The sequence below is a fragment of the Marivita geojedonensis genome (genome assembly GCF_002115805.1).
GTDB classification, from domain to species: domain Bacteria; phylum Pseudomonadota; class Alphaproteobacteria; order Rhodobacterales; family Rhodobacteraceae; genus Marivita; species Marivita geojedonensis.
On sequence record NZ_JFKC01000037.1, the window covers coordinates 1 to 19,630 of the forward strand.

The window sequence follows — 19,630 nt, forward strand, 5'->3', positions numbered from 1 at the left end:
CCGGCGGTCGATGCCAGCCCTGCCGCCCCACGCACTGCGCCTGTCGCGTCCCTGCGCCCCGAACCACGACCGAACCGGCCGGTGGAAAAAGCCAAACCGGCAGCCAAGCAAGCCAGCACCGCCGCGCGTCCGGCTCAGAAAGCCAAAGGCAGCGGTGCGAAACCTGTCACAACTGCAGCCCCCGCGCGCACAGCCCCCGCGCCAGGCGGCCCCTCGAAGGTACAGCTTCTCCAACTGGAACAGCAATGGGGCGCGCGGATCACGGCGGCGCTGCGCAAGGCGCACCGTCCTCCAAGGGGGGTGCAGGGTACGGTGCGGCTCGTCATCGCCATCGCGCCATCGGGGCGTGTCACGGGCATGTCGCTGGCGGGATCGTCGGGCAACAGCCGTCTGGATCAGGCCGCCCTCGCTGCGGTCAAACGCGCGCGCTTTCCCCGTGCGCCCGAAGGTCTGACGAAATCCAGTTACCGCTTCAGCCAACGTTTAACCGTCTCGCGCTGACGCATCGCCCCGCCTCAGGCCATGCCGCCCTTGATCAACCCCTCGGCCAGCTTGGCATAGGCTTCGGCCATCGGTCCGTCGCCTGCCGCCACCGGCACACCACCATCGCCCGCCAGCCGCGTGTCGAGGTCCAGCGGCAATTGCGCCAACAAAGGCACGCCCCGAGCAGACGCCTCGGCCACGGTGCCGCCCGATCCGAAGATATGGCTTTGCCCGCCGCAGTGCGGACAGGTGAAGACGGACATGTTCTCGATCAGACCGAGCACCGGGGTTTTCAGCGTCTCGAACATATCCAGCGCCTTGCGCGCATCCAGCAGCGCCACATCCTGCGGCGTCGAGACCACGATGGCCCCGGACACCTGCGCCTTCTGGCAGAGCGTCATCGCCACGTCGCCGGTGCCGGGCGGCAGATCGACGATCAGAACGTCAAGCTCACCCCACGCGACCTGGCTCAGCATCTGCTGCAACGCGCCCATAAGCATCGGCCCGCGCCAGACCACGGCTTTTTCCTCGGGCAGCATCAAGCCGATCGACATGAAGGTCACACCATGCGCGGTGAGCGGCAGGATCGTCTTGCCATCGGGGCTTTCGGGTTTCTGCGACAGCCCCATCATGCGCGGCTGGCTGGGACCGTAGATGTCAGCATCCAGCAGCCCAACCCGACGCCCCGCCCGCGCAAGCGCCACGGCGAGGTTCGAGGACACGGTGGATTTGCCAACCCCGCCCTTGCCCGAGCCGATGGCCAGAATGCGCGCCACGCCCGACGGTTTCAGCGATCCCGCCTGCGGTTTCGGATGGCCGCCGATCTTCAACCCGGTCGGCGGCGGCGCGGACGGGCCATGCGCGGTGAGCGCCACTGACACCTGCTCCACGCCCGGCAGATCCAGCACCACCGCCTCGGCAGCCTTGCGCACCGGTTCCATGAGCCTCGCGATTTCGGGGGATGGGGCCTCAATGACAAAGCGCACCGTGGTGCCCTCGATCTGAATCGCCCGCACCAGATCAGCCGAAATCAGGGTTTTCCCGTCCGGAAGCGCCACGCGGGCGAGTTCGGCGCGAATCTCTTCTGACGTTACAGACATGCCCAGCCTTTCATCATTCAGTAACAGAGATGGCAGTCACGCAGGCCTGCTTCAACATCCTGCCCCAATTTTCGCCCCGTTAGCGCAAAACGCACAAAATTGAACCACTTGGCCTATGCAAATGCTGCATAGCAGCGTTGAAGCAAATCTGTATTGTGCAGATGCAGCATTCGCCTATCTTTGTCTCAACCGAACGGAAACACACAAATTCGAACAGAGCAGAGATATGGCATACGAAACCAACAGCATCAGCGGCGTCGGCACTGGCCTGATGGATCGGCTGAATTCACTGGTCGCAGACTACCGCGCCAAAGCGGCACGTCGCAAGGTCTACCGGGACACGCTGCGCGAACTCAGCGCGCTGTCGCACCGCGAACTTTGTGATCTCGGGTTGAACCAAAGCGAGATCAAGCGCGTTGCGTATCAGGCAGCTTACGAAAGCTGACGACATTCCGGCGAGCATGGCCCTTCAGAGGGCCCCTCGCCAACACGGATCGGACGCCGTCTCCTCCTCCCTCGGCGTTCCGTATCTGACGGTGGCACGTCTCCTCCTCCCTCGTGTCACCGTCGCAGAATTCCGGGCCAATCGGCCCAAACGAGATCGGCATCCTCTCCTCCTCCCTGGATGTCGTGAACTCGACGGTGGCACCTCTCCTCCTCCCTGGTGTCACCGTCACAGGTTTCGGGCTTCGGCCCACACAGGATCGGCAGCCTCTCCTCCTCCCTGGATGTCGTGAACTGGAAACGGTGGTGCCTCTCCTCCCTTGGCACCACCGTTTTTTCTTTTCGGGGCACCGCGTTTCGAAAAGCGGCAGGACGGGATTTCGAAATCCCGTGCTCAAGGTCCTTCGAAGGACCTTTTCAGCCCCACCATTTTCCCACCTGCCTTGGGTTTTCCTTTCCCCGCCCATTCGATAGATGAGGCGCAATGGAATTCATGCGGCCCGTTCGGGGCGGCGAAACAGCGGGAACGAACCCCATGGCGATGGAAAAGACATTCGACGCAAGCGAGGCCGAGGCGCGGCTTTACAAGGCGTGGGAAGACAGCGGTGCCTTCAAGGCGGGGGCCAATGCCTCGCGCGAGGACACGTTCTGCGTGATGATCCCGCCGCCCAACGTGACCGGCTCGCTGCATATGGGGCATGCGTTCAACAACACGTTGCAGGACATTCTGGTCCGCTGGCACCGTATGCGCGGCTTCGACACGCTCTGGCAGCCGGGCACCGACCATGCGGGCATCGCGACCCAGATGGTCACGGAACGCGAAATGGCCGCAAATGGCGAGCCGTCGCGCCGCGAGATGGGGCGCGAGGCGTTTCTGGATCGCGTGTGGCAGCAGAAGGTCAAATCGCGCGGCACGATCATCGGGCAGCTCAAGCGCCTTGGTGCCTCCGCCGACTGGTCACGTGAAGCCTTCACCATGGGCGGCGCGGCAGGCGACCCGGATTGCGGCAATGGGCCGAACTTCCACGACGCGGTGATCAAGGTCTTTGTCGACATGTACATCAAGGGCCTGATTTATCGCGGCAAGCGGCTCGTGAACTGGGACCCGCACTTTGAGACCGCGATTTCGGATCTCGAGGTCGAGAACATCGAAAACCCCGGCCATATGTGGCACTTCAAATACCCGCTCGCGGGGGGTGCGACCTATACCTATATCGAGAAGGACGAGGACGGGAACGTCGTGCTCGAGGAAGAGCGCGACTATATCTCCATCGCCACGACGCGCCCGGAAACCATGCTGGGCGACGGTGCCGTTGCGGTTCACCCGTCCGATGAGCGTTACGCGCCAATCGTCGGAAAACTCTGCGAGATTCCGGTCGGACCGAAAGAGCACCGCCGCCTGATCCCGATCATCACCGACGAATACCCCGATCCCACCTTCGGCTCGGGTGCGGTGAAGATCACCGGTGCGCATGACTTCAACGACTACGGTGTCGCAAAGCGCGGGAACATCCCCTGCTACCGCCTGATGGACACCAAGGCGCACATGCGCGACGACGGCGCGCCCTACGAAGAGGCCGCTGCTGTAGCCGGTGCCGTGGCGCGCGGCGAACAGACGCTGACCGAGGCCGAGACCGACGCACTGAACCTCGTGCCGGACCACCTGCGTGGGCTCGACCGGTTCGAGGCGCGCAAGCGTGTGATCAAGGAAATCACCGCCGAGGGCTTGGCGGTGATGACCCGCGCCGACAATCCGGTGCTGGGACGCAAGCTGGGCGAAGATGACGACCTGGCCGAACTGGTCCCGCTGGTCGAAGCCAAGCCGATCATGCAGCCCTTCGGCGACCGCTCCAAGGTGGTCATCGAACCGATGCTGACGGATCAGTGGTTCGTGGACGCCGAAAAGATCGTCGGCCCCGCACTGGAGGCCGTGCGCTCGGGCGAGGTCAAGATCGTGCCTGAGTCCGGTGAGCGGACCTATTACCACTGGCTCGAGAACATCGAACCGTGGTGCATCTCGCGCCAGTTGTGGTGGGGACACCAGATCCCGGTGTGGTACGGGTTCGACCTCTCTGGTGCGGGGTTCACCGACGATGAAGGCGATGGCGACCTTGATCTGGTCGAAATGGGCCGGTTGCTCAATGCTCAGTCGCTTCTGCGGGGTGACGAACGTCACCATTCGGCAGCGAGTTTCGAAGACGTTGCGGCACAGTTCGGTGATGTTCTGGGCACCCTGCCCACACCGTTGAACCATGCCCGCGTTGTCGAGGTGGAAAACCGCGACGCTGCGGCGCATCTGCTGGCGGCGAGCCTTGCCGAGTACGAAGCACACGATCAGGACCCGACGAAGCTGGTCTATCCGGTCTGGCGCGACCCCGACGTTCTGGACACCTGGTTCTCGTCCGGTCTCTGGCCGATCGGCACGCTTGGCTGGCCGGAACAGACGCCGGAGCTGCAAAAATACTTCCCGACCAGCGTTCTGGTGACCGGACAGGACATCCTGTTCTTCTGGGTCGCGCGGATGATGATGATGCAACTCGCCGTGGTCGATCAGATCCCGTTCAAGGACGTCTACCTGCACGGTCTCGTCCGCGACGCGAAGGGCAAGAAGATGTCCAAGTCGCTGGGCAACGTGGTCGATCCGCTTGAGATCATTGACGAATACGGTGCCGACGCGCTGCGCTTTACCAATGCGGCGATGGCCTCGCTCGGTGGGGTGCTGAAGCTCGACATGCAGCGGATCGCGGGCTACCGGAACTTCGGCACGAAGCTCTGGAACGCGACCCGCTTTGCCGAGATGAACGGTGTGTTCGAGAACCGGACACCCAGCGCCGACATCCCCAAGGCCACCGCGACAGTGAACCAGTGGATCATCGGCGAAACCGCCCGCGTGCGCGGTGAGGTGGACGCGGCACTCGCCGCCTATCGCTTCGACGACGCCGCAGCGGCGCTCTATCGCTTTGTCTGGGGCAAAGTCTGCGACTGGTACGTGGAATTCTCCAAGCCGCTGCTGCTGGATGACGGCCCGCAGACGGCGGAAACCAAGGCGACGATGGCCTGGGTCATCGACCAGTGTCTGATCCTGCTGCACCCGATCATGCCCTTTATCACCGAAGAGCTTTGGGCGGTGACAGGCGACCGGTCGAAGATGCTCGTTCATGCCGACTGGCCGTCCTATGGCGACGACCTGATCGACGCCGAGGCCGACCGCGAGATGAACTGGGTCATCGGTCTGATCGAGGGCATCCGGTCCGCGCGTCAGCAGATGCACGTACCGGTGGGGCTCTACCTGCCGCTGGTGGTTAAGGACATGGGCGATGCCGCAAAGGCCGCGTGGGACCGCAACGAGGTGCTGATCAAGCGTCTGGCGCGGATTGACGAGCTGACCGTGGTCGATGCCTTCCCCAAGGGATGCGCGACCGTGCCGATGGAAGGCGCAACCTTTGGGTTGCCGCTGGCGGATATCATCGACGTGGCCGAGGAAAAGGCGCGGCTTGAGAAAACGCTCCAGAAACTCGCCAAGGAGATCGGCGGCATGAAGGGGCGTTTGAGCAACCCGAAATTCGTCGAGTCCGCACCGGAAGAGGTAGTCGAGGAAACCCGCGCCAACCTTGCCGCACGCGAGGAAGAAGCGGCCCAGTTGCAGGAAGCCGTGGATCGTCTGGCAGAATTGGGGTGATGCGGTCGGACGGTGCGTGAAAGCACGCACCCGACCCGCACCTCTCTCTAAAACGAAAAGGGTCGGACAAGGCAAAATGCCCTGCCCGACCCACGCCGGACGCCCGGTCGGGTGGATACCCGCCGGGAGCGTTCGGTCATGTGGGATGCGAATGATCCCTCTTCAAGTGGAAAGCGCCGCCGCCCCGAAGGTCTGACATGCTTTTCTCTGTCGGGCCTCGCCCGAACCCTGTGGCCCTGCCAAAGGCCCTTATGACCGGTCTTTCACGGGTGTCCCCTGTCGGGGCATGAAAGCAATCGTCAGCTTGGTGTCGCGGTGTGGGAGTGACCCTCTCCGCTCGATGCGCATCGTGCGGGAGGTTTTGTTGCTTATCGGTTAAGGCTTCGGAAACGCACCGTGCGGTGCACGGGCGTCTTCAGCCTGCGATGGCAGGTGTGACGCGGATCACCGTGGGGCCGTCTGCCTTGAACGCCGCAAGCATTGCCTGTTGAAGCGCCTCCAGACTGTCCGGCTGAACGGCCTCCGCACCATAGGCCTTTGCCAAAGCAAGGAAATCCGGGTTCCGGGCCACAACGGCATTCGGCGCAATCTGGCTGCGCACCATGCTGTCCTCGATCTCGCCCAGCTTGCCATTGTCCCAGACCAGAATCGGCAGCGGCAGGCCCAGTTCCACCGCCGTGCCCAGTTCCTGAATGGTGTATTGCAGCCCGTAATCCCCGGCGATGGCCAGCGTCGGGAGACCCGGTCGGGCCACGGCGCCACCGATGGCTGCGGGCAAAGCATATCCCAGCGTGCCAAAGCCGTAAGGGTGGTGCCAGTGACCGGGGCGCGGCATGTCCCAGATCTCTTTCGCGGCGTAGGCAAATTGGGTCATGTCGGAATAGATCATCGTGTCATCGGGCAGCACGGCGCGCAGCGCGTCGCAGACCGGCACGATACCGGGGCGTTCGGCATCAACCTCGGCCCGCCACGCGGCGCGTTTGCGGGCAACGGAGGCGGCATCCCATTTCGGCGGTTTGGTGTCCGTGCGGGCAGGAATGGCAATGGTCATGGCTTTGAGGAAAGCCCCTGCATCCGCGAGGATCGCGCGGTCCTCTGGTCCCATTCCGGTGAACACCTCGGGGTCGATATCCACCCGGATCATCGGAGCCGTGTGGCCCAGCGTGGGGCGCCAGAGATCAACCTCGGAGAGCGTGGTGCCCACAGCGATCACCAGATCGGCCTGTGCGGTAATCTCGGCACTGTCGGGGCGGGCGAGGTAACTGCCGAAATAGAGCGGTTCATCGGCGGGCACGACGCCACGAGCCGCATACGTGACGATGGAAGCGGCCCCGGTCTGGCGCAGCAGATCGGGGATCGCGTCGGCCGCGGCGACCGAGCCGCCGCCAAAGACGAAGAGCGGTTTCTTCGCGGCCAAAACGGCAGCAACCACGTCGTAGACATCCGAATGGGAGGCGGATGGCAGGCCGGGGCGCGCGGCGGGTGGTTGCGGTGCGGGATCGGCCAGCGCGCCCAGCGTCTCGATGGAGACCTGCATGTGACAGGGGCGCGCGCGGGCGCTGGCAAACTGGTCAAAGGCACGGTCGATCAATGCATAGGCGGCGGACGCGCTGCGGGCCTCTTCCGACCAGGCGCAGACGGTTTCGGCTGCCATCCGCTGGTCACGCATCTGGTGAAGCTGGCCCCGGCGGGCGGCGACTTCGTCAAGGCAGGAGGAAATCGCCAGAACCGGCACCGAATCCGAATAGGCCTGCCCCAGCGGCGTCAGGATGTTCGTCAGCCCCGGTCCGGTGATCACATAGGCCACCCCCGGCTTTCCGGTCGCGCGGGCATAGCCGTCGGCCATGAACCCCGCGCCCTGTTCGTGACGCGCCAGCACATGGGTGATCCCGGCCTGTTCGATGCCGCGATACAGCTCGACATTATGCACGCCGGGGATGCCGAAGATCGTATCGACGCCCCGCTCTTTCAGCATCTGCGAGATTTGCGCCCCAAGCGGCTGTTTCGGCATCATGCTCTCCAGAAATTGACGGTGAAGATGGCGTAGACCGCCAGAAGTTCGAGCCGGCCCAGGAGCATCCCGATGGCCAGCATCCATTTCGCGGTGTCATTCAGCCCGGCGAAATTGCCCGCCGGTCCGATCTCCGGCCCCAGACCCGGCCCGATATTGGCCAGTGCGGTGGCCGCGCCCGACACGGAGGTGATGAGGTCGAGCCCGGTCATGCCAAGCGCCACCGACAGCACCCCCATCGAAATCACGAAGAAAACGAAGAACGAGATCACCGAGTTCAGAACATCATCGCCCACCGGGCGGCCCGCATAGCGCGGCAGGAACACACCGTGCGGCGAGCGGATCTTGCGCAGTTGCACCTTGATCGACGCGAAGAGCAGTTGGTAGCGGAAGATCTTGATCGAACAGGAGGTCGACCCCGCGCAGCCGCCGATCAAGCCGATAAAGAAGAAGACCGAGATCAGGAACGGCCCCCAGCCCATGTAATCGACGCTGGCGTACCCGGTACCCGTCATGATCGACACGATGTTGAACAGCGCCTCGCGGAAGGCCTGTTCCGGGTGATGCGGGAAGATCTGCGTCAGGGTGAAGGCGGTGATGAAGACCAGCACCACGATGGTGCCCAGAAAGGCCCGGATCTGGCTGTCTTTCCAGAACACCCGGTAATTGCCTTTGGTCATCTGCACGAACCGCACAAACGGCAGCGCGGCGGCGATCATGAAGACAGAGGCCACGTATTCGGCCGGTCCCTGGAACATGCCGAATGAGGCGTCGTAGTTCGAGAAACCACCGGTGGAGACGGTGGTCAGTGCGTGCACCGTGGCGTCGAAGAAATCCATGCCCACGATGTAGTAACAGGTGGCGCAGGCGATGGTGATGGCGATGTAGATGGTCGAGATCGAGGCCGAAATCTCGGTCGCGCGGGGCAGGATTTTCCCCATCGTATCAAAGGCTTCCGAGCGGAAGATCTGCATCCCGCCGACCCGCAGTTCGGGCAGGAACACCATCGCCACAACGATGATGCCGATGCCGCCCAGCCACTGCAGCAACCCGCGCCAGAGCAGGATGCCCTTGGGCAGCCCATCCAGCCCCGTGAACACGGTGGAGCCGGTGGTTGTCAGGCCGGACATTGCTTCGAAGAACGCATCGACAAAGCGCGCGTCGGTTTCGCCCAGCACAAAGGGGATGGCACCGAAGATCGGCAAGGCGACCCAGACACCGGTGGTGAGCAGGAAGGTCTGCTGGATCGACAGCCCCTCTTTCACGCCATTGGCAGAGGCCAGCGCGATCAGGCCACCGGAAAACATGGTGAGCACCGAGCTTTGCAGGAAAACATGCCATTCGCCCCGACCCTCGGCCAGATCGACCAGCATCGGCAGGAGCATTGTCGCCCCGAGGACTGCAACCAGAAGGCCGATCACATAGGCTACGGGGCGGATGTCGAACATGGGTCGAAGCGTTGGACGCAGAGCGCCGGGGTGTCAAGCCGGTGGTGTGCGCTTTGGTGGCGTCGTATCGGGAAAACAGTCTTCGAACACGAAGGGCAGAATGCCGTCGCGGGTCAGACCGAATGTGGCCAGTTCCGCATCGCTCATCGCATCGAGATGCAGGATGCTGGCGAGGCGGCTGCGCACGTAGGTTGCGGGATTGAACCCCTGCCCCCTGGCGGCAAAGTAGAGGTCGATCCGGTCGCGCAGACCCGGGCGGACAAACTGAAGATGGACTGGTTCTATCGACATTGGAAACCTCGTTGGCACTGGTGGTTTCCTCCCACCCTGCAGTCTAGCCGCGCGGCTCTTGCCGGAACGTGAAGATCGGTGCGGGGCTGCCGCTTCTGTTCCGATCTGTGGATTGGCGACGACACTTGCGGCGCCGCATGCTCAATCAACGGGCGAAACGGCAAGGATTTCGTCAGATGGCACATGGCGACCCGTCGGCTTCCCGCAAAAAGAAACGGCGGCTGAAGCCGCCGTTTTGTCCAGCCACAGACCCTGAAACGGTCAGCCGACGTGAAAGAGGGTCGAGAACAGCTTGGGATCAAGGCTTTCGGCCGCGAACAGATCGCCTTCGGTCAGAACGGACACGGCGTCATGGCTGTGCAGGCTTTCCTGATGGCTGGCCAGCACGCGGTAATCGCCGATACGCGGGTCCGCCTGCAACTGTTCCGCAAACAGCCGTGCCGCGTCTTCGACAAAGATCGGGTTGGCGGCGTTCAGTTCCGCAAAGGCCTGTTCGTCCTCACGCTTGACCATGACCTGGGTCTCGGTGGGCACGGCCCGGCGGCACATGTCGATCAGGTCTTCGAACCAGAGGCACTTGCCGTCTTTCACCTCGACCGAAATCCGCGCAACCGAGCGCTGGGAATGAGGGGTCGCCAGTTGCCCGCGCTCGCGCCGGGCATGTTCGCTGAGTTCCAGCGAACACGGGCAGGTCGAGCTGTAGACATAGTCGAGATGCATGATGGACCGGCGCACGCCCCCCATATCCACCAGTTCAAGCGCAATATCGTAATACTGGAAACCGGACAGGCCCGAGCGCAGGCTGTTGACCTTCATCGGGAAGGACAGCCGCATATTGATGCGCGCATCGAAGGATTCGAGATCGGTTTTGTAATCGTCCAGCGCCGCTTTGATCACGTCAAAGCTGAAGGTCTTGTCGGCATGTTCGTAGAAAGACCGCATGATGCGGCTCATGTTGATGCCTTTCTTGTCGGCATCGAGGCTCACCGTACCGGTGACGCTGGTTTCCAGCGTCAGATCGCCATTGTCCCGCGTGTGATAGCTGATCGGCAGGCGGAAGTTGGAAATGCCGACATGCTGAATGCCCCGATTGGCCCCGCGGATCAGCGCGGAGGGACCATTCTGCAGGTCGGGCAGAGATGCCTTGTAGGCACCGTCGACGGAAAACCCGTCCGGATAGTCGCGGGCGAGCACGGGATAGCTGTCGGCCTCGCCATCGACGAGGCGGCGCAGAACAGGATCGACGAGGTCAATTTCCCCGTCATGGGATTTGCCGGCCCATTGCCGCAGCAGCGCCAGCGCCGCTTCGGCCTCTTCACGGCTCGGTTTGCGGTCAATCTCAGGTGTATGGATATTCATACGCAGGCCCCCTCGCCTGATGGACATAGCCTAAACATAGGCACCCGCCCGATTATTTCCACCAACCTTGTGTACGACTCTGCCTGATCCGCAGATCATTCATAAGGGGAAAAACCTGCGTTTCAGACCGCTTCAAGCGCGTCCAGAATATCCTGAATGAGATCGTCCGTATCCTCGATTCCGACCGAAAGACGCACCAATCCGTCGGTTATTCCAAGCGTTTCGCGCTGTTCGGCGCTCAGACGCTGGTGCGTTGTGGTCGCCGGATGCGTCACGATGCTCTTGGCGTCGCCGAGATTGTTGGAGATCACAATCACGTCAAGCGCGTTCAGAAAGGCGAACGCCGCCTCCTTGCCGCCCGCCAGTTCGATGGCCAGCATGGTGCCGCCCGACCCCAACTGCCGCTGCGCAAGCGCGGCCTGTTTGTGCGAGGGCAGACCGGGATAGATCACCTTCTTGAGTTTGGCATGCCCCTCCAGCGCCTCGGCAATGGCCTGCGCCGATTGCGCCTGTGCGCGGACGCGCAGATCAAGCGTTTCAAGCCCCTTCACCTGCACCCATGCCGTGAACGGCGACATGGAGCCGCCGGTATGCTTCATGTAGGGTTCGACCACTTTTCGGATATGGTCGCGCGTCCCAAGGATCACGCCACCCAATGTGCGCCCCTGCCCGTCGATATGCTTGGTCGAGGAATAGATGATCACATCCGCGCCCTGCGCGATGGCATCGGAAAAGACCGGGGTCGAGAACACGTTGTCCACCACCACCAGCGCGCCCTGCGCATGGGCAATCTCGGACACGGCCTGAACGTCCACCAGTTCGAGCGTCGGGTTCGACATGGATTCAAAGAACACCGCCTTGGTGTCAGGCCGCACCGCCGCGCGCCACTGGTCCAGATCGGCACCGTCCACCAATGTAACCTCGACCCCGAAACGCGGCAGGATGTCCTCAACAATATAGAGGCAGGAGCCAAACAGAGCCCGCGCCGACACAAGGTGATCGCCCGCCTTGAGCATCGACATCAGCGCGCCGTTGACCGCCGCCATGCCGCTTGCGGTGGCAAAGGCATCCTCGGCCCCTTCCAGCATCGCGATGCGTTCTTCGAACATCGCCACGGTCGGGTTGCCGTAGCGGGCGTAGATGTATTCATCCGGGCCGGACTTGATGAACCGCTGTTCCGCCTGTTCGGCGCTGTCGTAAACAAAGCCCTGAGTGAGGAAAATCGCTTCGCTGACCTCGTTCCACTGGCTGCGCTTCGTTCCGCCATGGACCAATCGGGTGCGTGGTTTCTTGTCTTTCATGTCTTCACCTGTGTGGGCCTCGGCCCATCAAAAAAGCCCCGTTCCGGCCAAGCGAAAGGGGCTTTCGGCTGACCTTTTAGCGGCATGTTTAACGTGGCCCGCAATCCGGTAACAAATCGCCACGGGGATGCTTTACGCCTTGGTTGACCATCGGTCAATATCCCGCACCGAGCTTCTTTGGGGGACGAAGAGCGCAGGCGGCGTCGTTGCGCCCAGGTTTTCAGTCGACTGAAAACCCCGGACGCGTCGACGCGTCCGCCACCTAGAACGGAACGTCGTCCGCCGCGCAGATGAAACGCGCGACAACTTTCTTGGTCCCGGCCTTGTCGAAATCGATCTCGAGCTTGTCGCCCTCGATCCCGACCACCGCGCCATAGCCGAATTTCTGGTGGAACACCCGCTCGCCCAGCGCGTGCGAGCTTACGGCCGTCGCATCGATCACCGTGTTGCGGGCCTCACTGGGTTGGCTGACCGGACGCTGCTGCGACCGCGCCTGCAGCCGGCGCCAGCCCGGTGAGTTGTAGACATTGGCCTCTGCCGCCTTTTCATGCAGATCGGAGCCGCGCATCATCTGCGCCGCAGGCGAGGCCATCCCCGCCGCGCCATAGCCGCCGCCATAAAGCCCCGGAGGTGTCAGCACCTCCACATGCTCTTCCGGCAGTTCGTCGATGAACCGCGACGGCAGCGCCGATTGCCACTGGCCGAACACCCGGCGGTTGGCGGCAAACGAGATCGTGCAGACCTCCTCGGCGCGGGTGATGCCGACATAGGCGAGGCGGCGTTCCTCTTCGAGGCCCTTGAGACCGCTCTCGTCCATCGATCGTTGCGACGGGAACAGCCCGTCTTCCCACCCGGGCAGAAAGACGGCGGGAAACTCCAGACCCTTGGCGGCGTGCAGGGTCATGATCGACACTTTCTCGCCATCGCCGCCCTTGTCGTTGTCCATGATCAGGCTGACATGTTCCAAGAAGCCCTGAAGGTTGTCGAATTCCTCCAGCGCCTTGACCAGTTCCTTGAGGTTTTCGAGCCGCCCCGGCGCCTCAGGCGTCTTGTCGTTCTGCCACATGGTCGTGTACCCGCTCTCGTCGAGCACGATGCCCGCCAGCTCGGCATGATCGGTGTCCTCGGCCATACGGCCCCAGCGGTCCAGATCGCGCACCAGCTGGCCCAGTTCGGACCCGCCCTTGCCCTTGATCATCCCCTGCTCGACCGCCAGCCGCGCGCCTTCCACCAGCGACACGCCATTGGCGCGGGCGACCGTCTGGATGGTCTGCTGCGCCTTGTCGCCAAGGCCGCGCTTAGGGGTGTTGACGATCCGCTCGAACGCCAGATCATCATCCGGGCTGACCACGACACGGAAATAGGCCATCGCGTCCCGTATCTCCATCCGCTCGTAGAAACGCGGGCCACCAATGACGCGGTAGGGCAGACCGATGGTCAGGAAGCGGTCTTCGAAGGCCCGCATCTGGTGCGAGGCGCGGACAAGGATCGCCATATCGTCAAGGCTCATCCCGCGCATGCCCCGGGTGCCGCCCTGCATTGACTCGATCTCTTCCCCGATCCAGCGGGCCTCTTCCTCGCCATCCCAATGGCCGATCAGGCGGACCTTTTCACCCTCCTGCGCATCGGTCCAGAGCGTCTTGCCCAGACGCCCCTGATTGCCCGCGATCACGCCAGACGCAGCGGCAAGGATATGCGGCGTGGAGCGGTAATTCTGTTCGAGCCGCACCACATGCGCGCCTTCGAAATCCTTTTCGAACCGCAGGATGTTGCCCACTTCCGCCCCACGCCAGCCATAGATCGACTGGTCGTCGTCACCCACGCAGCAGATGTTCTTGTGCCTCGAGGCCAGCAGGCGCAGCCAGAGATACTGCGCGACGTTGGTGTCCTGATACTCGTCCACGAGGATGTAGCGGAACCAGCGCTGGTATTGTTCGAGCACATCCGGGTGAGCCTGAAAAATCGTAACGACATGCAACAGCAGGTCGCCGAAATCGACCGCGTTCAGCTCTTTGAGCCGCGCCTGATACTGCGCGTAAAGCTGCGGACCCTGATGGTTGAATGCGCCCGCATCGGCGGCGGGCACCCTGTCAGGGGTGATCGCGCGGTTTTTCCAACCGTCGATGATGCCCGACAGCTGCCGCGCAGGCCAGCGCTTGTCGTCGATGCCTGCCGCCTGCACCAGTTGCTTGAGCAGGCGGAGCTGATCGTCCGTATCCAGAATCGTGAAGTTCGATTTCAGCCCCACCAGTTCGGCATGGCGACGCAGCAGTTTCACGCAGATCGAGTGGAAGGTGCCCAGCCACGGCATGCCCTCGACCGTCTGGCCCAAGAGCCGCCCGACCCGTTCCTTCATCTCGCGCGCGGCCTTGTTGGTGAAGGTCACGGCGAGGATCTCGTTCGGGCGGGCGCGGCCAGTGTTCAGCAGGTGCACGATCCGGGTGGTCAGCGCCTTGGTCTTGCCGGTGCCGGCCCCTGCGAGCATCAGGACAGGGCCATCCAGCGTCTCGACCGCCTGTCGCTGCGCCGGGTTGAGATCGTCCAGATAGGGCTGCGGGCGCGCGGCCATCGCGCGGGCGGACAGAGAGGCGCTTTCGAACGCCTCCATTTCATCGAAACTGCTCATGCGCGGCAAGATAGCGCCGCTGACACCAGAGATAAAGATGTTCTGATAATGTTCACATATCCACAGGAGGATTTCCTTCGCAGGAAATCTCCGGATTTTTCGAAAAATCCGGCGCTGGACAATTCCCGAGTTCTGCCCACAAATGCCGGTTATGGATTATCACGCCCGTTTCCCCGCGATCAGCGATCTCAAGTCCCGCGCCCGGCGGCGCATTCCCAAATTCGTCTGGGAATACCTCGATTCCGCAACCGGCACCGAGGCCACCCTGCGCCGCAATCGGACGGCCTTGGACCGGGTGTTGTTCACCCCATCGATCCTGCACGGCGAACTGCCGGTGGACCTGAGCACAACGCTCTGCGGACAGGACTATGCGCTGCCGGTGGGCATCAGCCCGGTGGGCATGTCAGGGCTGATCTGGCCCGATGCGGAACGCAAGCTGGCGCGTGCGGCGACCAAGGCGAGGATTCCCTACAGCATCTCCACCGTCGCCACGCGCATCCCCGAAGACGTCTCCCCCCTTCTTGACGGCAATGGCTGGTTCCAGATGTACCCGCCGCGGGACGAGGGCATCCGCACGGATATGCTCAAGCGCGCCAGGGATGCCGGGTTCTCGACCCTGATCCTGACCGTCGATGTGCCCGTGCCGTCGCGGCGCGAACGGCAGGTGCGCTCTGGCCTGACCACTCCGCCGAAGCTGACGCCGCGCCTTCTGGCGCAGATCGCGCTCTGTCCGACATGGGCGATGGGCACCGCGCAGCTGGGTATGCCGCGGATGCGGCTCATCGATGATTACGCAGGCAAGGTCACGGGCCTCAGCTCGACCCAGCATGCCGGCTACATGCTGCGCACGTCACCCGACTGGGATTACGTGCGCTGGCTGCGCGATGCATGGGACGGTGCGTTCTTCGTCAAGGGTGTGCTCAACCCCGACGACGCGCCTGCGCTGGCCGAGGCGGGGGTCGATGCGATCTGGATGTCGAACCACGCCGGACGACAGTTCGATGCCGCCCCTGCCCCCATCGAAGTGCTGCCCGCCATGCGCGCGGCCACCGATCTGCCGCTGATCTTCGACAGTGGCGTTGAAGGCGGTCTGGATGTGCTGCGCGCCATCGCTTTGGGCGCCGATTTCGTCATGCTTGGCCGCGCGTGGCACTATGCGCTTGGCGCGCTTGACACAGACGGTCCGGCGCATCTGGTAGAGATTCTGCAAAAGGACATGGCGTCCAATCTGGGCCAGCTCGGCGCGGTGCGACCCACCGATCTGCGCGGAAAAGCGCGGGTCGACGGCCCTGCGACATTCGGACTACCCACTTCTACCGGTTGAGAATGTAACGAATTCTTACTAAGGAGCGGTCAGACCCAATACGTCAGGACCGCTGCCATGTCAGATTTCCAGAAGATTCTCGTCGCCAACCGGGGTGAAATCGCTATCCGCATCATGCGGGCTGCCAATGAAATGGGCAAAGCGACAGTCGCCGTCTATGCCGAGGAGGACAAGCTGGGGCTGCACCGCTTCAAGGCGGACGAAGCCTATCGCATCGGTGAAGGCCTTGGTCCGGTCGCCGCGTATCTGAGCATCGACGAGATCATCCGCGTCGCCAAAGAATCGGGCGCCGATGCGGTCCATCCGGGTTACGGGCTTTTGTCAGAGAACCCCGATCTGGTGGATGCCTGCGTTGCAAACGGAATCACCTTCATCGGCCCCAAGGCCGAAACTATGCGGGCGCTGGGTGACAAAGCGAGCGCGCGGCGCGTGGCCATCGAGGCAGGCGTTCCGGTCATTCCGGCAACAGACGTGCTGGGTGACGATTTCGACGCCATCGCCAAAGAAGCCGAAGAGATCGGCTATCCGCTGATGCTCAAGGCATCTTGGGGCGGCGGCGGCCGCGGGATGCGGCCCATTACCGGCCCGAAAGAGCTCAAGGAAAAGGTGCTGGAAGGCCGTCGCGAGGCCGAAGCGGCCTTTGGCAATGGCGAAGGCTATCTGGAAAAGATGATCACCCGCGCGCGGCACGTCGAGGTGCAGATCCTTGGCGACAAGCAGGGCAACATCTACCACCTCTATGAACGCGACTGCTCGGTTCAGCGCCGCAACCAGAAGGTCGTGGAACGCGCCCCTGCCCCGTACCTGTCGGAAGCGCAGCGTGAAGAGCTGTGTGAACTGGGTCGCAAGATCTGCGCCCATGTGAATTACGAATGCGCGGGCACCGTCGAATTCCTGATGGATATGGATGACGGCAAGTTCTACTTCATCGAGGTTAACCCCCGCGTGCAGGTGGAACATACGGTCACCGAGGAAGTGACCGGCATCGACATCGTTCAGGCGCAGATCATGATCGCCGAGGGCAAGTCGCTGGCCGAAGCGACCGGCAAAGCCAGCCAATACGACATCCGTCTGAACGGCCATGCACTTCAGACCCGCGTCACGACCGAAGACCCGCAGAACAACTTCATCCCCGACTATGGCCGGATCACCGCGTATCGGTCGGCCACCGGCATGGGCATCCGTCTGGATGGCGGTACCGCCTATGCGGGCGGCGTGATCACGCGCTATTACGACTCGCTGCTGACCAAGGTCACCGCTTGGGCACCGACACCGGAAAAGGCCATTGCGCGGATGGACCGGGCGCTGCGCGAATTCCGGGTGCGTGGTGTCTCCACCAACATCGCGTTTGTGGAGAACCTGCTCAAGCACCCGACCTTCCTGAACAATCAGTACACCACCAAGTTCATCGACGAGACGCCGGAGCTGTTCCAGTTCCGCAAGCGGCGCGACCGGGGCACCAAGGTGCTGACCTATATCGCGGACATCACCGTGAACGGGCACCCCGAAGTGGCGGGCCGTGCGAGGCCGCATCCGGATCTGAAACCCGCCCGTGCCCCCAAGCTGCGGGTGGAAACCCCACCCGCCGGCACCAAGACGCTGCTTGACGAAAAAGGCCCGCAGGCCGTGGCCGACTGGCTGGCCGCGCAGAAGCAGGTGCTGATCACCGACACCACGATGCGCGACGGGCACCAGTCGCTGCTTGCGACACGGATGCGGTCGATCGACATGATCAAGGTGGCGCCGGCCTATGCGGCGAACCTGCCGCAGCTTTTCAGCGTGGAATGCTGGGGCGGTGCGACCTTCGACGTGGCCTATCGCTTCCTGCAGGAATGCCCGTGGCAGCGCCTGCGGGATCTGCGCAAGGCGATGCCGAACATCATGACCCAGATGCTCCTGCGCGGGGCGAATGGCGTCGGCTACACCAACTACCCCGACAACGTGGTGCAGTTCTTTGTCAAACAGGCGGCCGAGACGGGTGTTGACGTGTTCCGCGTGTTCGACAGCCTCAACTGGGTCGAGAACATGCGCGTCGCGATGGATGCGGTTCTTGAGACCGGCAAAGTGCTGGAAGGCACGATCTGCTACACCGGCGATCTGAACGATCCGGCGCGGTCGAAATATGACCTCAAATACTACGTCGCCATGGGCAAGGAGCTGAAGGCGGCGGGGGCGCATATCCTCGGCCTCAAGGACATGGCGGGGCTGTTGAAACCCGCTGCCGCAGGTCCACTCGTGAAGGCGCTGAAGGAAGAGGTGGGCCTACCCGTCCACTTCCACACGCATGACACCTCGGGCGCGGGGATTGCCACGATCATGGCGGCTGCGGCAGCGGGTGTGGATGCTGTTGATGCGGCGATGGATGCGCTGTCGGGGAACACCTCGCAGCCCACATTGGGATCGGTGGTCGAGGCGCTGCGGCATACCGAACGGGAAACCGGGCTGGACATCAGCGCGATCCGCGAGATTTCCAACTACTGGGAAGCGGTGCGCGGGCAGTATGCGGCGTTCGAGACGGGCCAACAGGCTCCTGCCTCCGAGGTCTACCTGCACGAGATGCCCGGCGGGCAGTTCACCAATCTCAAGGCGCAGGCGCGCAGCCTCGGGCTTGAGGAACGCTGGCACGAGGTGGCGCAGACCTATGCGGATGTGAACCAGATGTTCGGCGATATCGTGAAGGTCACACCGTCGTCGAAAGTGGTGGGCGACATGGCGCTGATGATGGTGTCACAGGGCCTGACCCGCGCGGATGTGGAAAACCCCGAGGTTGAACTCTCCTTCCCCGACTCGGTTGTGGACATGATGCGCGGCTCGCTGGGGCAGCCTCCGGGAGGCTGGCCTGCGGCGATCCAGAAGAAGATCCTCAAGGGTGAGAAAGCCTTTACCGACCGTCCGGGGCTGCACGCAGCACCCGTGGATATCGAGGAAACCCGCGCCAAGCTGGTCAAAGACCTCGAAGGCAAGCCGGTCGATGACGAGGATCTGAACGGCTACCTGATGTATCCCAAGGTCTTCCTCGATTACATGGGCCGCCACCGGACATATGGCCCGGTGCGGGTGCTGCCGACGCGGACGTTCTTCTATGGCATGGAACAGGGCGAGGAGATCAGCGCCGAGATCGACCCCGGCAAGACGCTCGAAATCCGCCTGATCGCCGTGGGCGAGACCCAGGACGATGGCGAGGTGCGGGTGTTCTTCGAACTCAACGGCCAGCCGCGCACGATCCGTGTGCCCGACCGCAAGGCCAAGGCCACCACGGCAGCACGGCCCAAGGCGGAGGTCGGCAACCCGAACCACATCGGCGCGCCGATGCCGGGCGTCGTCGCCTCTATCGCGGTCACGGCCGGTCAGAAGATCAAGGAGGGCGACCTCCTGCTGACCATCGAAGCGATGAAGATGGAAACCGGCCTGCACGCCGAACGCGACGCAGTTGTGAAAGCCGTGCACGTCCAGCCGGCGGCGCAGATTGATGCCAAGGATCTGCTGGTGGAGTTGGAGTGAGGTGGGGACTGGTTTGGCGGCACCGAGGTGCGTTTGAACGGGGGATGGAACTTAGGGTCAGGA

General features: G+C 63.0%; 12 protein-coding genes and 1 riboswitch. Of the genes, 5 read left to right on the forward strand and 7 right to left on the reverse strand.

The features are described 5' to 3' along the window. The coding region (locus tag MGEO_RS19905; protein WP_143746315.1) for a TonB family protein at window positions 1-501 on the forward strand (501 nt) is incomplete at its 5' end. Window positions 502-515: 14 nt separating this feature from the next. On the opposite strand, the gene MGEO_RS19910 is transcribed toward MGEO_RS19905, so the two are convergent. Then, a complete protein-coding gene (locus MGEO_RS19910; protein ID WP_085641491.1) occupies window positions 516-1,583 on the reverse strand; it encodes an Mrp/NBP35 family ATP-binding protein in 1,068 nt (355 codons plus the stop codon). A 226-nt stretch (window positions 1,584-1,809) separates the two neighbouring features. Between MGEO_RS19910 and MGEO_RS19915 the strand changes: the two genes are divergently transcribed. Both MGEO_RS19915 and MGEO_RS19925 read left to right on the forward strand, forming a co-directional pair. Next, window positions 1,810-2,028 carry a DUF1127 domain-containing protein gene (locus MGEO_RS19915; protein WP_085641501.1) on the forward strand — a complete coding sequence of 73 codons (219 nt, stop codon included), beginning with the start codon at window positions 1,810-1,812 and terminating at the stop codon, window positions 2,026-2,028. Window positions 2,029-2,562: 534 nt separating this feature from the next. Continuing rightward, window positions 2,563-5,706: a valine--tRNA ligase gene (locus MGEO_RS19925; RefSeq protein WP_085641502.1), complete on the forward strand. Its 3,144-nt coding sequence runs from the start codon at window positions 2,563-2,565 to the stop codon at window positions 5,704-5,706. Window positions 5,707-6,121: 415 nt separating this feature from the next. Here the strand turns inward: MGEO_RS19925 and MGEO_RS19930 are convergent, their stop codons facing one another. The 6 genes from MGEO_RS19930 to MGEO_RS19955 all read right to left on the reverse strand — a co-directional run bounded on the left by MGEO_RS19930 (window position 6,122) and on the right by MGEO_RS19955 (window position 14,742). Further along, the gene (locus MGEO_RS19930; protein ID WP_085641493.1) at window positions 6,122-7,717 is read right to left on the reverse strand and encodes a 5-guanidino-2-oxopentanoate decarboxylase; all 1,596 of its coding nucleotides are present in this window, start codon (window positions 7,715-7,717) and stop codon (window positions 6,122-6,124) included. Beyond that, on the reverse strand, window positions 7,717-9,165 hold the full coding sequence (locus MGEO_RS19935) for a TrkH family potassium uptake protein (protein WP_085641494.1): 1,449 nt from the start codon (window positions 9,163-9,165) through the stop codon (window positions 7,717-7,719). Before MGEO_RS19935 ends, MGEO_RS19930 begins: the two co-directional genes overlap by 1 nt. A 33-nt stretch (window positions 9,166-9,198) precedes the next feature. Beyond that, entirely contained in the window at window positions 9,199-9,456 is a 258-nt protein-coding gene (locus MGEO_RS19940) for a hypothetical protein (protein WP_085641495.1), read from the reverse strand. A 261-nt stretch (window positions 9,457-9,717) separates the two neighbouring features. After that, window positions 9,718-10,815 (reverse strand): GTP cyclohydrolase FolE2, encoded by a 1,098-nt coding sequence (gene folE2 / locus MGEO_RS19945; RefSeq protein ID WP_085641496.1) that lies wholly within the window; start codon window positions 10,813-10,815, stop codon window positions 9,718-9,720. A gap of 122 nt (window positions 10,816-10,937) precedes the next feature. Next, the gene (gene metZ / locus MGEO_RS19950) at window positions 10,938-12,116 is read right to left on the reverse strand and encodes an O-succinylhomoserine sulfhydrylase (protein WP_085641497.1); all 1,179 of its coding nucleotides are present in this window, start codon (window positions 12,114-12,116) and stop codon (window positions 10,938-10,940) included. 56 nt (window positions 12,117-12,172) lie between these two features. Beyond that, window positions 12,173-12,249, reverse strand: a riboswitch (SAM riboswitch). A 129-nt stretch (window positions 12,250-12,378) separates the two neighbouring features. Next, window positions 12,379-14,742, reverse strand: coding sequence for an ATP-dependent helicase (locus MGEO_RS19955; protein WP_085641498.1), 2,364 nt, complete (start codon window positions 14,740-14,742; stop codon window positions 12,379-12,381). A 142-nt stretch (window positions 14,743-14,884) separates the two neighbouring features. Here MGEO_RS19955 and MGEO_RS19960 point away from each other — a divergent pair, with 142 nt between their 5' ends. Together MGEO_RS19960 and MGEO_RS19965 are read left to right on the forward strand one after the other, a co-directional pair. Next, window positions 14,885-16,066 carry an alpha-hydroxy acid oxidase gene (locus tag MGEO_RS19960; protein ID WP_085641499.1) on the forward strand — a complete coding sequence of 394 codons (1,182 nt, stop codon included), beginning with the start codon at window positions 14,885-14,887 and terminating at the stop codon, window positions 16,064-16,066. 57 nt (window positions 16,067-16,123) lie between these two features. Next, entirely contained in the window at window positions 16,124-19,567 is a 3,444-nt protein-coding gene (locus MGEO_RS19965) for a pyruvate carboxylase (protein WP_085641500.1), read from the forward strand. The last annotated feature ends 63 nt before the right edge of the window (window positions 19,568-19,630 follow it).

Coding starts and splice junctions, on each gene's coding strand:
- MGEO_RS19910 (WP_085641491.1), bottom strand. CDS start 1,583: ATGTCTGTAACGTCAGAAGAGATTCGCGCCGAACTCGCCCGCGTGGCG.
- MGEO_RS19915 (WP_085641501.1), top strand. CDS start 1,810: ATGGCATACGAAACCAACAGCATCAGCGGCGTCGGCACTGGCCTGATG.
- MGEO_RS19925 (WP_085641502.1), top strand. CDS start 2,563: ATGGCGATGGAAAAGACATTCGACGCAAGCGAGGCCGAGGCGCGGCTT.
- MGEO_RS19930 (WP_085641493.1), bottom strand. CDS start 7,717: ATGCCGAAACAGCCGCTTGGGGCGCAAATCTCGCAGATGCTGAAAGAG.
- MGEO_RS19935 (WP_085641494.1), bottom strand. CDS start 9,165: ATGTTCGACATCCGCCCCGTAGCCTATGTGATCGGCCTTCTGGTTGCA.
- MGEO_RS19940 (WP_085641495.1), bottom strand. CDS start 9,456: ATGTCGATAGAACCAGTCCATCTTCAGTTTGTCCGCCCGGGTCTGCGC.
- folE2 (WP_085641496.1), bottom strand. CDS start 10,815: ATGAATATCCATACACCTGAGATTGACCGCAAACCGAGCCGTGAAGAG.
- metZ (WP_085641497.1), bottom strand. CDS start 12,116: ATGAAAGACAAGAAACCACGCACCCGATTGGTCCATGGCGGAACGAAG.
- MGEO_RS19955 (WP_085641498.1), bottom strand. CDS start 14,742: ATGAGCAGTTTCGATGAAATGGAGGCGTTCGAAAGCGCCTCTCTGTCC.
- MGEO_RS19960 (WP_085641499.1), top strand. CDS start 14,885: ATGCCGGTTATGGATTATCACGCCCGTTTCCCCGCGATCAGCGATCTC.
- MGEO_RS19965 (WP_085641500.1), top strand. CDS start 16,124: ATGTCAGATTTCCAGAAGATTCTCGTCGCCAACCGGGGTGAAATCGCT.